Here is a 15,473-nt window from a genome sequence, read left to right as displayed (position 1 = left end):
TCTCATTATGTTTATCAAATTCATGAAATCGGTATTCTTCAAGCCGGTAACTCTGTTGATGGCCATCGCCATGCTTACAATGTCATTCACCCTGCCTAACGGTACGGTAGTGCTGAAAGCGGGAACCATCGTTCCCATGGAACTCATGAGCACAATCACCAGTGCCGGTGCACGCAGCGGCCAGATCGTAGACTTCAGAGTGCCGAACGACATCAAAGTGGATGGAAAGACCGTGATCGAGGCAGGTTCCATCGCACAGGGACAGGTGGTAAGAGCCAAGAAGAACAATCTGCTGGGTATGCAAGGTGAATTGGAAATCGCCGTAAGAAGCGTGAAAGCCGTCGACGGCACCACTATCTATCTGACTGCCGGCAATCTGAACGACGAAGGCAACAATCAGATGGCATTATCTATCATCCTGACCTTCTGCTGCCTCTTCGGATTCCTGATAAAGGGCGGCAACGCCGAAATTCCTGCCGGTACACAAGTCAATGCCATGGTGGGTTCCAACGTGGAAATCGACGCATAGAGACGTTGTTTCTATTATTTGCGCTTTCCATGCACACAAACCGAAAAGGCTATCGAAAAGTCTTTCAGGAGGATTCCTTCTTACTTTGGGCGACGAGCATAGCTGCTCCATGCCGATGTGTCAATTAATAATACCGTAGAGCTTTTGAGAGGAATCCCCTGCGAGAGATACCTGCAAGGCGGTTTTGGTGGAGATATATCTCCACCAAACTGCATGTATATTCCGAGCGTGCTGCATCTATACTTCCAGTCGGGGACATCTATATAGCGAGCCGGAGCGAGGGAAAACATCCTCTAATAAGTAAATATTTTTCCTCCATCCCATCGCTGTTTTTCCAATAATCAGAAAAAGCGTTTGCGGATTATCCGGATTCGCGTTAAATATCAAAAGCGCCGTAGCGATAAAGAGACATAAATCGGAATTTGGTTATGCAGAATAGGCAGAATAGGCAGACAAACATGCAAGAATCTCAATAAATCATTCCGAAAAGTCTACGTATTCAATTATATATCTCTATTTTTGCAACCGAATACGATTTACAAAACAAGAAAGCGTTATGGAACATCAACTGACCGTCTACAACACCCTGAATAGAAGAAAAGAACTGTTCGTGCCCCTGCACGCCCCCCACGTGGGCATGTACGTCTGCGGCCCCACCGTCTACGGCGACCCGCACTTGGGACACGCACGCCCCTCCATCACCTTCGACCTCCTTTTCCGCTACCTCAAGCACTTGGGCTACAAGGTGCGCTACGTGCGCAACATCACCGACGTGGGCCATCTGGAGCACGACGCCGACGAGGGCGAGGACAAGATAGCCAAGAAAGCCCGTCTGGAACAGCTCGAACCCATGGAAGTGGCGCAATACTACATCAACCGCTACCACAAGGCGATGGACGCGCTCAACGTTCTGCCCCCAAGCATCGAGCCGCATGCCAGCGGACATATCATCGAGCAGGAGGAGCTGGTTAAGAAGATAATCGACAACGGATATGCCTATCTGAGCGAAGGTTCTGTCTACTTCGACGTGGTCAAGTACAACAAAGACCATCACTACGGCAAACTCTCCGGCCGAAACCTCGACGATGTGCTCAACACCACCCGCGAGCTGGACGGGCAGGAGGAGAAGCGCAACCCCGCCGACTTCGCCCTCTGGAAACGGGCGCAACCCGAGCACATCATGCGCTGGCCCTCGCCGTGGAGCGACGGTTTCCCCGGCTGGCACTGCGAGTGCACGGCCATGGGCAAGAAATACCTCGGAGCGCACTTCGACATTCACGGCGGCGGCATGGACCTCGTCTTCCCCCACCACGAATGCGAGATAGCCCAAGCCGTGGCCAGTCAGGGCGACGACATGGTGCGCTACTGGATGCACAACAACATGATTACCATCAACGGGCAGAAGATGGGCAAGAGCCTCGGCAACTTCATCACCCTCGAAGAGTTCTTCACCGGTTCCAACAAGCTGCTGGCACAGGCCTACACCCCGATGACCATCCGCTTCTTCATCCTCCAAGCCCACTACCGCAGCACAGTGGACTTCAGCAACGAGGCCCTGCAAGCCGCCGAGAAGGGACTGGCACGACTGATGGATGCCATCCGCGGACTGGAGAAGATTGTGCCCTCCGCCACGTCTACGGTAGACGCGAAATCGCTGCGCGCCAAGTGTCTCGAAGCCATGAACGACGACCTCAACTCTCCGATTGTCATCGCCCACCTCTTCGACGGTGCCAAGATGGTGAACAATATTCTGGCCGGAAACGACTCCATCACCGCCGACGACCTGAAGGAGCTGAAAGAAACCTTCCACCTCTTCAGCTTCGACATCCTCGGACTGAAAGAAGACAACGCCTCCAACGAAGCCCGCGAAGCCGCCTTCGGCAAGGTGGTGGACATGCTGCTCGACGAGCGTGCCAAGGCCAAAGCCAACAAGGACTGGGCCACCAGCGACAAAATCCGCAACGAGCTCACCGCCCTCGGCTTCGAGATTAAGGACGGCAAGGAAGGCAGCGAGTGGAAGCTGAACAAGTGATGAATTCTGCGTCATCCTCACATAAAACAGGGGCATTATGGAAGAAATTCTTTTAAAAGACAAAGTGGTATATATAACCCCACACACATACGAGATAAAAAGGCTGAACGGGAAATGGTTCAGATCTTTTTTTCAAATCGATGTCATAAACCATGTATATATCATCGACTTCATGCTGGCATGGATGATTGTACTGTTTTCCTTACTGCAAATAAAAACAGCCTCTTTACATCTGTCGAGTCTCTTTGGCGGATTTCTCTTCTCTTTAGTGCTTTCTTTTTTAAGGTATTATCAACCTGTCTCTATTCCTGTGGGCGGAGTACGGAAAACATACGTCAACAACAACAATCAGTTGGTGATAGATTATATCCGCAAGAAAAGAAAGCTGAGTAAAGCCGTAAATCTGCCGGCAGAAGCATCCGAAAGAGAAAAGGCAATCCATGAGCTGCAAGAAGCGGGAGTAGTAACGCAGAGCGGAGTCCCCTATCCCCTTCGTGATGAGACAACACGCGTACGCAAAACAGGTACATATACGACTGTCGTAAATACTTTTGTCAACATTGCATTCTACATCGTATTGTTTCATGTCGTTGCCGATGGACAGGTGCTTGGTGTCAGTTCGTTCAGTTTCCTCTTTTGTGTTTTTATCGGCATATTCAGTGTTTATAATCTGTATAAAAGGGTGAAAGCCGTTTGATGAAAAGCGGCCCGTATTAAAAGAGAGAATATCTTAGGCGCAACATGCCGTACCTAAGATATTCTCTCTTTTTTATCAACCTGTCAGTCAAGGCTTTTTTCTACCCTGCATACAAGCATTGTCAATACGGAATCATATCCGGCAAGATTCTCTCTTCATACCACGGGTCGCCAATCTCTTTCAGCACCTTGCCCATCTCTGCGCAAAGCTCTTTCACGATTTCGGCGTTCTGTTCGAGCGGGAGGTTGTGCATCTGGTAAGGGTCGTTCTCGTCGTCGAACAGCAGGCTTTTCACCAAGCGGCGGCTTTTGCGGTCGATGTAGAGCGCCAGCGTGTAGCGGGCCGACTTGAAGCCGCGCGACGAGGGGAAGTAAGAACGAACCAGCCCCTCGGCATCCTTTTCTCCATCCATGTTCTGAATGTAAAGCGCACCGGAAGGACGCACAATTTCGGCCTTTTCATCGAAGAAAAGCGGTGCATAGTTGCGTCCCTGCACCTCTGCGGGAATGGAGTCGGAAAGGCCGGATAACCCCAGCAGCGTGGGCATGATGTCGGGCGAAGAGAGTATCAGGTTGTCTACGCGCGGTTTCACCTTCTGCGGATAGCGAACCAGAAAAGGTATGTTCATGGATTCGGAGTAGGGCGAGTTCTTCGGGTCGTCCGTGCGCTGGCTGCACATGGTTTCGCCGTGGTCGGAGGCAAACACAACGATGGTGTTCTCTTCCATCCCAAGCTCTTTCAATGCGTCGAGAATCTGCCCGAAGGCACGGTCTACGCCGGTGACGGAGGCGAAGTAATAAGGCGCGCTTCCGGCTTTGTGCATCGTGGGGTCGGCATTCGGACGAACGAGGAGACTGTCAAGCGAGCGGTTCTTGTAGAGGTCGAAGTCCTGCTCCATGCAGTCGTCCAACGAGCGATACGGGCTGTGCGGCGGATTCATGCCCACCATGATGAAGAAAGGCTTCTTGGGATTGCGCACGCCGCCCTCGTTCTTCAGATAAGAGACCACTTTGCCCGCCTCGTGCAACGGCGACCACTCGTGCGGGTCGTGACGCCGGCCTTCGGTGTCCCAATAGTGCGGGTTCTTATGTTCGTCGAAAGTTCCGTAAGCATACCAATGGTTGAAGCCGTGGCGGCGCGACGGGGGCGTGTAGGCATCCCATGCGGGTACGCGGTCTTCCACATAGCGGCCGGGACGTTCGGGGTCGTTGGGCGTGGGGAAGTCGGCATGCAGCTTGCCGAAATAGGCACAATCATATCCGGCACGGGCGAACACGTCGCTCACGCACACGGCATCCTCGCGCAGCGAACTGATGGGGCGGCTTGCATTACAGTTCAGGGGCACACCGCTTTTGTTGGGATACATGCCCGTGAGCAACGAGCCGCGATGCGGACTGCTCAACGGGCAGTTGCTCATGGCCGAAGTCAGCACCATCGACTGCCGTGCGAAGTCGTTCAGCCGGGGAGTGTGCACCGGGTCGTTACGGAAGTTCACCTTATCCCGAAACCCTTCCTGCCCCCAGAACTCCATTGCCTGATTGCGCATCTGGTCGGGGAACACGTAGATGACGTTGGGGCGGACGGCTTCTGCCGCCTGCCGGGCTTTGCAGCCTTGCAGGGCAAGCAGTGCCACACTGCCTGCCAATATGCCGTATCCTGTTTTCATTTCTCCAAGTCTCTTTTACGTTTCAGTCCTTCCAGAAAATAGTAGTCGGCATAGTTCAGGGGCACGTCTATTTCGGCACCGTGGGGAATGCTGCCTACGGAGTGCATCAGGATGAAGTTCCCGTTGGTTCCCACTGCGGCACGGTAGGCAGGCGAAGCAAGGCTTTCCATCACCTTGTCTGCCGTCTCCTTGTAGCCCTTGCCGGGCAGGTAGGTACTCAATTCATACAGGGCGGAAGCCGTGCAAGCGGCTGCCGAAGCATCGCGAGGCTCATTGGGGATGCCGGGAGCGTCGAAGTCCCAATACGGAACCAAGTCTTCCGGAAGATTCTTGTGGTTGAAGATGAAGCCGTAAATCTTTTCGGCCTGCTCCAGATAGCGTGCGTCGCGCGTGTAGCGGTAGCACATGGTGTAGCCGTACAATGCCCAAGCCTGACCGCGTGCCCAAGCCGATTCGTCGGCATATCCCTGCGCCGTTTGCCGGTTGCGCACTTCGCCGGTTTCGGGGTCGTAGTCCACCACGTGATAGCAACTGTTATCGGCACGGAAATGGTGGGCCAGCGTGGTGTCGGCATGTTTCTTGGCTATATGATAATAGGTAGAATCGCCCGACAGTAAAGACGCCTCGAACAGCAGTTCCAGATTCATCATGTTGTCGATGATGACGGGGCACTTCCAGCCGCGCTCTGCCTGCCAGCCCTTGTCAGCATCCCACGACTGGAGCACTCCGGCTGCCGGACGGAAACGGGTGGAGAGCGATTTCGCCGCCTGCACAACGACCGGCTTGTAGACCTCTTTCCCGGCAAAGCGGTATCCGTTCAGGTAGCTGGAGCCTATCATGAAGCCCACGTCGTGATGCCACGTCAGGTATTGCACGGAGTCGAGCGCTTCGGTATACTTCTCGGCAAGCGGCAGCCATTTCTTGTCGCCTGTCAGCTCGTAGGTGTACCACATGTTACCGGGGAAGAAGCCCGAGCACCAGTCGTCGATGGGCACGTAGACGATGTTGCCGTCCTTGTCCACTGTACGTGGATTGAGGACTTTGCCCGACTGCTCGATAATGTCCGTCTGGAGCGTTTCCTGCTTCACGGCGTTGTCTATGTTCTCCCGGATGAAGTCGTTTCCGGTCTGCTTCCGGCTTGCGCAGCCGGTCAATACGAAAAGGGAAATACCCAATGTAGCGAGTACTGTTTTCATGATAAAATGGGTTATTATGGTTTATGACATTTTTTCTACTTGCAAAGGTAGAAGAAAGACACCGGCCGCACCCTCCTAAATAATCCAATAAATGGATAAAATCGTTATTTTGCACCCCGTGGATATGCCGCACCGCTCTTTTAGGGGCTGAAATTCCTAATAAATGAGGATTGCCCGTTTCTTTGCGGCTGTGGGCTTCTACGTCGACGGCATTCCCCATTTCGAGACATCGGCCTTCGATGCCAATATGCTCGACCTCAGGGCCGTCGAAGTGTTTCGAGGTCCGCAAGGCACACTGTACGGGCGCAACACCATCGGCGGAGTAATCAACCTATATACTCCCACGCCTTTCGAATATCAGGGCACGAAGGTCAGGTTGGGCTACGGCAACTACAACCACACGTTGGCGCAGTTCTCCAACTACACCCGTATGGGGAACAGCTTCGGGACACACGTAAGCGGCTATTACCAGCACAACGGCGGATACTTCGAGAACACCTTCCTCGGCAGGAAAGCCGACAAGATGAACCTCGGCGGCAGAAAACTGGGCTTTTACTGGAACCCTGCCGCACGGTGGAACCTGCGTCTGATTTCCTCGCTCGACTATACCAATCAGGGCGGCTACCCGTATGCCGTGTATGATGCCGCAAAGCAGGAGGCGGGCAACGTGGACTACAACCGCGAAAAGACCGACCACACGGACGGCAGGCAAACCCATCTGAAAGACTTCACATCGAGCCTTAACCATACCCGGCTGATTCCGAAAATAGGCGTACAATATAAGTTCGACAACCGCAACACGGCTTTCGCCAACATCACGCAGGGCTATAAAGCAGGCGCTTTCAACCAGACGTTCCAGAAGGACGAGGAGCGCAGCTATGCCCCCGAATATAACTGAAACTACGAGGTGGGTGTCAAAACAGGCACCCGCAACGGCAAAGTATCCGGCGAACTGACCCTGTTCTACATCGACTGGCGCCATCAGCAGATAAGCAGAACCGTGCCCGAAGTGGGAAATATCATCAGCAATGCCGGACACTCCGAAAGCAAGGGGATGGAGGCGTCGCTGCAACTGCGCCCCGCCGGAGGATGGCTCGTACAGGCCAATTACGGATACACTTACGCGCGCTTCCTCGACTACAAGAAGAACGAGAAGACCGATTATTCGCACAACATGATTCCGATGGTTCCGCGCCATACGGTGGCGTTGAACGCAGAATACAGCATCTGCCCCCGCCGCATACTCGACCGCCTGACTTTCAGCGCCAACCTCACCGGAACGGGCAAACTCTACTGGATAGAGGACAACGAGCAGGTGCAGGATTTCTACATGCTGCTGGGCGGAAAGATCATTGCACGCAAGGGCATCTTCAGCCTTGAACTGTGGGGCAAGAACCTGACGAACACCGACTATCTGAGCTATTACTTCCGTTCCTCGGCCAAGTATGCGCAAAAGGGAGTGCCCCTGACGTTCGGCATCAACGCCGCAATCGAATTGTAAAGGCAGACGATTGGTGCCGAAACAATCGGCAAGACATATCCCTGCCTGTATTACCGAACCTGTTTATATGAATAACCGCCAATAAGAGCGAACAAATGATTCCGATAGAGAAATACAACGTCTCCGTGCCGCGCTACACCAGCTATCCGCCTGCCAACTTCTTCGGGCCTACGGACGGAGCATCTTATATAGAGGCGGTGAAACGGAGCAACTCGGAGGGTAGCGCAAACATCTCCTTCTATCTGCACATGCCTTTCTGCCATCGGCTTTGCCACTACTGCGGCTGCAACTCGTACGTGATGCCCCGCCGGGGCGACACCGTGAGGCGGTATGCCGGGGCGTTGCACAAGGAGATAGACATGGTGGCCGCACACCTCGACAAGAGCCGCCCGTGGCTGGTGGATTTGGGTTATTCCATGAAGGAGATAGGATTCATGAGCGGCATCCTCGTGTCGGTGCTGAGCGGACACGTGGCCGAGCAACTGGGCTACCGGTGGTTCTTCGCTTTCGCCACGGTCGTGGCATGCCTCGGTGCGGGGTATGTGTTCCTCGTGTTCAGGCGGAAATAGCGGTGAGTGGCGAACGGTTAGTAAGAATATGCAATTATAAGGTAGTAACTGCCGCCATCTCTTCTTGGTTCCAAAATAACTACATAAGATTCGTCTCTGTATTTTTTTCAACCAGTTTCATTTTAGGAATAGACTTTTTCTCTTTATCGTTTGCATTTTCATAATCAACGCCTTGAACTCTTCCTTGAAAATTTATATTTGAAAAGTATTGTTTCTTAAATAAAACCTTTCTTATATTTGCAAAGACAAAAACACATATTGTGACCATTCAGTGCAAAATAAAAAGAAAAGATTATATGAAAGATACACCCTGCATTTCCAATTCCGAAACCTTGCCAAGAAAGAAAAATAATTACTCGTCAGAGAAACCTCCGCCTCATTCCGGCTCGCCATACAGATGTCCCGACCGGGAAGTATAGATGCAGCACGCTCCGCATATATATGTATCACGGTGGAGATATATCTCCACCGAAACCCACCTACAGGTGTCTCTCACAAGGGATACCACAAGAAAAACTTATCGTATTAATTCTTAACAAAACAAAATCATGATGAAACAAAACACTGAAAAACGAACCCGCACCTGCGGATGTTGCCACCAAGAGCAACCCCTCGAAAACTTCTACGTGGACAAACGCACCCTCGCTGCCGACAGCTACTGCAAGGCCTGCCGACGGGAGTTGAGCAAAGCTCGGCACCGCCTCCGGGCACTGGCCCAAGAAGCTGACCGGCACTATCCCGTCATCACCGAAACGGCCGACCCCGAAGAACGCATGTCGCTCATCCTGAAAGCCTTGTCCGTGGTCCGAGAAAGCATGATGCGCAAGCGCACACGGCAAGAAGAAGAAGAAGCGTTGATAACGATGAGTGATTAACGTTTAAATCCTCATCCTAATCAACAAACGCTCATCATTAATCACTAATCGTTAATTCATTAATCACTTTTTTAAAACCCATGTCCAGAATCAAGAAACGGGGACTCGACTACTTCCCCATGAACACCGACTTTATGCACGACCGCCTCGTGCGCCGCATCATGAAACGCGAGGGCGACGGCGCCTTTGCCATCCTGCTGGGAGCCCTCTCCTGCATCTACGCCGACGAGGGCTACTACGTATGCGCCGACGAACTCTTCTACGAAGACCTCTCCGCCTGCCTCTACGAGAAGACGGCCGACGACGTGAAGCGCATCCTTGCCCTTGCTGTGGAATACGGCATCTTCAGCGCCCAACTCTTCGAGCAGTACGCCATACTTACCTCTGCCGAGATACAACGTCAGTACCTCTTCAGCACCAAACGGCGCAAATCGTCCGCCATCGACCCCCTCTACAGCTTGGTGGACGACACGCAAGCCGAAGAAGAGATGCCACAACCGGAGAAAAACGCCGAAAAACCCCGTCAGGAAGCTGTTTCGCAACCTGCGGAGGATGCCGTGACGCAACCGGTCTGCGCCCCTATCGAACCCCAAAATGTAACATTTAAGGGTCAAAATGCAACATTTGGTACACATAGCATAGCACAGCATAGCATAGCACACCCCCTCCTCAAGAGTTCCCCCGAAACCGGGGACACTGAAGGCGCGGCCGTTCCGTCCGCGGAGGAGGAATATCACCGGAAGATAGAGAAGCTGCAACCACCTGCCGACGGTATCAGCCGCAACCTCGACGGGCTTATCTTCAACCTGCGGCAGCTGCGCATCTCTCCGCAAGAACAGTACGCCATCATTCTGAAGAGCAACTTCGGCATCATCGGTCATCCGCTGTGGAAAGGATTCTACACCCTGCGAGAGAGTCGCGGCAAGATACGCCAGCCGGGCCGCTATCTGTTGAGCCTATGCGCCAAGTAGAGTTTACGCTGCGTAAACAAAGCCGTGACAGCGTCTGCATCGGAAACGTGATGAGACCGTGACAAGACCCTGTGGCGAGAGGGAACGGTAGGATTGTGATGAGGATATGGCAAGATTGTGATTATGCTGTGATGCGATTGTGATAAAACCACAGATAATTCCGCAGACAAAACCATCGGTGAAAACAGGATAAACCATCGGTGAAATCGTGGAAAAACATCGGGAGACACATGGAAATACGGCAACGGAAACATAAACGGATATGTGATGCAAGTGTGATTGATGTGTGATGCGGAGGCAAGCCGTATGTGATGAAAGCGTGATGAAAAACTTGAAGAAATTCTTGAAGAAAAACGGTGTTTATAATTTGCCCTCCTCTTCGGATGTCGTTATCTTTGCAATGTGATTAAGCTTGATACACATAAATAAAACAACATTCTATTCATTAAAAAAAGAGAACTATTATGCCAGTAATTTACAAATCATTCCAATCGGTTCTTGCCACCAAAAAGGGCAAGAAACTCTTCTACCCCCGTGTGGTGGTGACGGGAAACATAAGCACGACCCAAGTGGCGAAAGAGATAGCCGAACTCTCCTCACTCTCCACCGGCGACACGAAAAACGTCATCGACAACCTCGTCACCGTGATGACCCGCCACCTGCAAGCCTCCGAAAGCGTCACGCTGGATGGTCTGGGCACGTTCCGCCTTGCGATGAAGTCCACCATGAACGGTGTGGAAGAAGCCGCAAAGGTCTCCGCCGCACAATCCACGCTACGAGTGCGCTTCATGCCCGCCTCCAAACGCAAGCCCGACGGCACCGTCGCCACCCGTTCGCTGCTGAATGGTGTGAAGTGCGTGCGCTTCGACTTCAAAGATGCACCTCCCAAACCGGACGGCAACTCCCCGGCCGAAGATAACGGTTCATCGGAAAACCCTTCGGGCGGCTCTTCGGGCGGTGAAAATCAGAACGTAAACCCACTGGGCTGACGTTGAACACTCATCACTAAACACTATCTACGTATGAGAACAATCACACACATCGTGGTGCATTGCAGCGCCACGCGGGAGGGGCATGCCCTCACCCCCGAAGCCCTCGAAGCAGAGCACCGCCGCCGCGGCTTCCGTACGACGGGCTATCACTACTACATCCGCCGCGACGGGTCGGTGCTATCCACCCGCCCGTTGGAGCAGCCCGGCGCACACGTGCGAGGCTGCAACCGCCACTCCGTGGGCATCTGCTACGAAGGCGGACTGGATGCCGAAGGCCGTGCCAAGGATACCCGTACGCCCGAACAGCGTTCGGCCCTGCGCCTGCTCGTCTGCCAACTGCTGAAGCAGTTCCGCAACGCCCGTGTCTGCGGCCACCGCGACCTCAGCCCCGACCTCGACGGCAACGGCACGGTGGAGCCTGCCGAGTGGACAAAGCAATGTCCCTGCTTCGACGTGGCCCGCGAGTTGTAAGCCGGCGGCACACACAAACACAAAACACACACGCATTTTTTTATTAACCATCCTTCCGTCCCTCCTCCCGGCCGCAGCAAGCGACCGGCAAGCCTGCCCGAAAGCGCGCAGGTCCGGAACTGCAACTCCGGCAGGCCTGCCCCTCTGCTGCACGGTCGGGAACGGACGGAAAGAACTAAAAACACAAACATCATGAAAATAAGTAAAGACACCCTGAAAACCATTCTGAAAGTAATCGTCACCGTAGCCACCGCCATTGCCGGCGTGCTCGGAGTGAAGGCGATGACGCCGTAACGGCGGACTGACACCCTGCGGGCTGCCTGCCACGACGTGCGGACTGTTTGCCCAAAAGCATGCAGACTACTGCCTGAAACAGGCAGCCCCTTTTTCTTCAAAAACATCTCATTTTATAATTTACCGAACATGAAAAAAATAATCACTCTCTTATGCCTTCTGTTCCTGTCCGTAACGATTTGGGGACAGACCTACGACGTCAGCATACCGGTAATGTCACCCGAAGCAGCCTCTCTGGGCCGATTCGGAGCCTATCCGATATCTTATTATACGGGAACTCCCGATATCAGCATTCCGCTATATCAATTGAACGTGCATAATCTGGAAATCCCCATTACCTTACAATACGACGCCTCCGGCTTCATTCCCAACAAAGACTCGGGAAAGGTGGGACATGACTGGGTTCTGATGGCAGGCGGGGTCATCACGCGCAGCGTGAACAGCGTTCCCGACGAGCTATGGACAAACTTCGGCGAACGCCCCAACTACGGAGTGCACGGACATTGGTATGCCATCAAGGATTTGAACCGAAAACTGAATGAAGACTCGGTACGTACACTGAAATACATAACTACCTCGGCCGCTAAGGGCATCGATTTTGAGACTACACCCGATATGTTCTCTTTCAACTTCGGCAAACACCGGGGGCAGTTCTTCATAGCGCATGACGGCACACCCAAAGTAATAAGCGACGGAAACTACCGGATTGACCTGACAAACTTTGCCATTCAGCACATGGGGCAATTCACTGTGGACAGCAGTATTTCCATCACTACGGATGATGGAACCAAATATACCTTCGGCGGCAGCCCGGAATCTCTGGAGATTTCTTTACGTCTGCGTCTGGTAGAAGGAGAAGTTGACGACCTCATGGAAGATACTTACAACGGAGTCATCAATGCTTTCTATCTGACCTCCATCGAAACGCCGGACGGTGAAAAAGTGGAATTCATCTATAAGACCTATGAAAAACAAACCTCTCAATATGTGGATGATGACAATATTGTGAAGAATTGCTATTATGCCGATGGCGCTAATACAATCATGAACTACCCCGATAATTTTTGGTCGGGTAGCGGCATGACTCTCAAACGCCGTTACACATTCACCAAAGTAGCTTATTTGTCAGAGATCTGTTCGTCGGCAGGTACTGTGACATTCAATTATATGACTAAAGAGTACCCCTTCTGTGATACCCGAAAACATTTCTGGAATCAGAAAACTTTGCGCCTCGACAATATTCTCGTAACAAACAACAACGGCACCATAGTGAAAGGTATCAAACTATATCATTCTTACTTTGTTGCCAATGACAATACATCGTATCGGATGTTCCTGACAGACATCCTTTGCGGGAAAGAGAAATACTCTTTTACCTATACCGATCAGAAGAACCTCCCCAGACCTGAAACACGAGGAATCGATCTACGCGGTTATTACAACGGATACGACAATAATCGCTCACTACTAACTTCAAAATACGTATACAATCCTGATCAGGTTGACTTTTCTCACCGTCAACCGGATTTTAATTGTGCTTCTAAAGCCATGCTGAAAAGAATCACTTATCCCACAGGAGGATATACGGAGTTTACGTTTGAGAACCACCAATATGGAACCCGCATGCACCGAGTGTTTACTTCTCATGACATCGTAAACGACAGAGTATCGGGAATGGTGGGCGGACTACGCATCAAGGAAATCAGGAATGTGCCGGGAGAGGTACGTACCTTTACTTATGAAACCGAATCTCCGGAAACGAAAAAAACTATTTCCAGCGGTGTATTCAGCGACTTAAAGACGTATGCCATCCTTGCGCATTTCGAACACATCGGTCTCGGCATCAATGCATGGTTCATTTCAGAGGCCAGCAACGTGGTACATGCCAACTCTTTCTCCGAGTCGGAAATCGTTTATTCGCGCGTGACAGAGACACACGGAACCGGCAATGGAAAGACGGTATATGATTATTCCACATACCTCGACCATCCCGACTTGCCTACTTTAGGCAGCGGTACCTATGCTTACTATAAACAAACGGCATTGACAAACGATCAGAAGAACTTGCTGCGATACATGCTTGCCTATACCAGCCAACGCATCAAACGCGGAAAGCTGCAAAGCTTGACGGAATATGCCGAGGGAAACACACTGCCGAAGCGCAAGACCACTTACACTTACACTGTGAAGGGGAATATGGATGCGCAAGCTGTCTATGCCGCCGAAGTGCGAATGCTGATAGTTTCCCAATACGGCATCTGCAATTCACAGGCTTTTTATTATTATCCCTATCAACTGACCCGCGAAGTGGTCGAAGAATATTCCGGTTCTCAATGCCTCACCCGGCAAACGGACTATGTATATAACGACCACAACAAGCAACTGAAGGAGGTACGAACCATCGGCAGTGACGGAGTGGTGCATCGTACGGAATACAGCTATCCTGCGGATAATATGGGAGAAACGGCATGTGCTGCAATGGTAGGACGCTTTATGGTCGCTCCCGTTATTTACGAGAAGCAGTATGCAGGGAACGCACTCCTCAAGACCCGCCATAACAAGTATGCTTTGTTCCAAAATACATTTTATGCCCTTAGCAGTGTAGAAGAAGCTTACGGCAACGGACCTTACCATACACTTGTCACTTTTCACGACTATGACAAGCGACGCAATCTGCTTTCGTTTACTGAACGGGGTAAACCGACAGAAGTTTTTCTGTGGGGATATGGCTACCAGTATCCGGTAATCCGTATGGTCAACGCTTCGCTCGACGCTGTTCGCCATCATGCAGGTGCTGCCACACTGGACGTACTGGCCGATGAACCGATGCCGATGGGAAAAGACACTCTCCTTGCCGACCGGTTGGCGGCAGCCTTCCCCTCGGCGCAGATAACGACTTACGAATACAATCCGTTGGTAGGGATGACAGCGATGAAAAACCTACGCGGATTGCGGCACACCTATAACTACGATGTATGGGGCAGACTTCAAGAGCTCTATGTTGACGGCAAGAGAGTACAGGAACTGATATATAACCACACCCATACGGCTTCTGCTTTGTCGGCTTCGTTCGGCAGCAGCGCTTCCTCTTACGACCAAGGAACGCAAACATTCTCAATGAATGTATCGGGCGGCAGTGATGTTTACGATTACAAATGGGAACTGAAAGACAGTAACGGCAAACGGGTGGCCTCCTCTACCGGCAACACATTGACCTATACTTTCAAAGAAGCGGGTTCGTATACATTGACGTGCACGGTAAAGGATTTGATTACGCAGGAAGAGATAACGAAAAGCCGTAGCTTTACGATTAACAAATTCCAGGTAAAGTTCAGTAACATATCCGATTCTTCGTTTCCGTCTACCGGCGATGCATCGACCCGAGCTACCATCAATTGCCAGAAGCCTACTACGATAGAATTCAGGATGGAATATCGAGTGAAAGCGGCGTCTCCCACCACTCATTTTGAATGTCGTATAGGTAATTACTTCCATAGCGGCAGCGGAAGGGGCAAAAAAGATTTCACACTGACATTACCTCAAGGGAAGACGAATGTTTCACTAGACTTATTCAATATTTATGCGGAGAGTATGGTAGAACTCTATATAGTCAAAGTCACCGCCGAAGGCAGTCAAGTAGGTTCACCGAATTTTTTGGAAGTAGCTTTCTAACTTAAAAA

13 protein-coding genes and 1 pseudogene are annotated in these 15,473 nt (G+C 51.7%); 12 read left to right on the top strand and 2 right to left on the bottom strand.

Going from position 1 to position 15,473, the window contains the following annotated elements; genetic code table 11:
* Positions 1–7 precede the first annotated feature (7 nt).
* From EV202_RS00780 to EV202_RS00770, 3 genes are all read left to right on the top strand, one after another.
* Positions 8–529, top strand: coding sequence for a hypothetical protein (locus tag EV202_RS00780; RefSeq protein ID WP_106069688.1), 522 nt, complete (start codon positions 8–10; stop codon positions 527–529).
* A 556-nt stretch (positions 530–1,085) separates the two neighbouring features.
* On the top strand, positions 1,086–2,561 hold the full coding sequence (gene cysS, locus EV202_RS00775) for a cysteine--tRNA ligase (protein ID WP_131924667.1): 1,476 nt from the start codon (positions 1,086–1,088) through the stop codon (positions 2,559–2,561).
* A 37-nt stretch (positions 2,562–2,598) separates the two neighbouring features.
* The gene (locus EV202_RS00770; protein WP_131924664.1) at positions 2,599–3,258 is read left to right on the top strand and encodes a hypothetical protein; all 660 of its coding nucleotides are present in this window, start codon (positions 2,599–2,601) and stop codon (positions 3,256–3,258) included.
* A 121-nt stretch (positions 3,259–3,379) separates the two neighbouring features.
* Here the strand turns inward: EV202_RS00770 and EV202_RS00765 are convergent, their stop codons facing one another.
* Complete coding sequence (locus EV202_RS00765; RefSeq protein ID WP_106069685.1) at positions 3,380–4,924, bottom strand: sulfatase family protein; 1,545 nt, start codon at positions 4,922–4,924, stop codon at positions 3,380–3,382.
* On the bottom strand, positions 4,921–6,120 hold the full coding sequence (locus EV202_RS00760) for a glycoside hydrolase family 88 protein (RefSeq protein WP_131924662.1): 1,200 nt from the start codon (positions 6,118–6,120) through the stop codon (positions 4,921–4,923). The genes EV202_RS00765 and EV202_RS00760 overlap by 4 nt, the downstream gene beginning before the upstream one ends.
* A 163-nt stretch (positions 6,121–6,283) precedes the next feature.
* Here EV202_RS00760 and EV202_RS00755 point away from each other — a divergent pair, with 163 nt between their 5' ends.
* The 9 genes and pseudogenes from EV202_RS00755 (at position 6,284) to EV202_RS00720 (ending at position 15,465) form a co-directional block, all read left to right on the top strand.
* Positions 6,284–7,018 carry a TonB-dependent receptor plug domain-containing protein gene (locus EV202_RS00755; RefSeq protein WP_131924660.1) on the top strand — a complete coding sequence of 245 codons (735 nt, stop codon included), beginning with the start codon at positions 6,284–6,286 and terminating at the stop codon, positions 7,016–7,018.
* A gap of 9 nt (positions 7,019–7,027) precedes the next feature.
* Positions 7,028–7,621 carry a TonB-dependent receptor domain-containing protein gene (locus EV202_RS00750; protein WP_131924657.1) on the top strand — a complete coding sequence of 198 codons (594 nt, stop codon included), beginning with the start codon at positions 7,028–7,030 and terminating at the stop codon, positions 7,619–7,621.
* Positions 7,622–7,716: 95 nt separating this feature from the next.
* Positions 7,717–8,010: pseudogene (locus tag EV202_RS15200) on the top strand (oxygen-independent coproporphyrinogen III oxidase); the annotation flags it as partial.
* 728 nt (positions 8,011–8,738) lie between these two features.
* Positions 8,739–9,065: a hypothetical protein gene (locus tag EV202_RS00740; RefSeq protein ID WP_234878218.1), complete on the top strand. Its 327-nt coding sequence runs from the start codon at positions 8,739–8,741 to the stop codon at positions 9,063–9,065.
* A gap of 80 nt (positions 9,066–9,145) precedes the next feature.
* Positions 9,146–10,036, top strand: coding sequence for a DUF4373 domain-containing protein (locus EV202_RS00735; protein WP_131924652.1), 891 nt, complete (start codon positions 9,146–9,148; stop codon positions 10,034–10,036).
* A gap of 464 nt (positions 10,037–10,500) precedes the next feature.
* The gene (locus EV202_RS00730) at positions 10,501–11,025 is read left to right on the top strand and encodes an HU family DNA-binding protein (RefSeq protein ID WP_131924649.1); all 525 of its coding nucleotides are present in this window, start codon (positions 10,501–10,503) and stop codon (positions 11,023–11,025) included.
* A 33-nt stretch (positions 11,026–11,058) separates the two neighbouring features.
* Positions 11,059–11,499, top strand: a complete 441-nt coding sequence (locus EV202_RS00725; protein ID WP_106069677.1) for an N-acetylmuramoyl-L-alanine amidase — start codon at positions 11,059–11,061, stop codon at positions 11,497–11,499.
* Positions 11,500–11,691: 192 nt separating this feature from the next.
* Positions 11,692–11,793, top strand: a complete 102-nt coding sequence (locus EV202_RS14985; protein ID WP_164996240.1) for a smalltalk protein — start codon at positions 11,692–11,694, stop codon at positions 11,791–11,793.
* 129 nt (positions 11,794–11,922) lie between these two features.
* Positions 11,923–15,465 (top strand): PKD domain-containing protein, encoded by a 3,543-nt coding sequence (locus tag EV202_RS00720; protein ID WP_131924646.1) that lies wholly within the window; start codon positions 11,923–11,925, stop codon positions 15,463–15,465.
* Positions 15,466–15,473 lie beyond the last annotated feature (8 nt).

This window comes from Prevotella heparinolytica (assembly GCF_004342845.1).
Classification (GTDB): domain Bacteria; phylum Bacteroidota; class Bacteroidia; order Bacteroidales; family Bacteroidaceae; genus Bacteroides; species Bacteroides heparinolyticus.
Note: the sequence above shows the minus strand (reverse complement) of the source record. Positions and strands in the feature narration are given on the sequence as shown.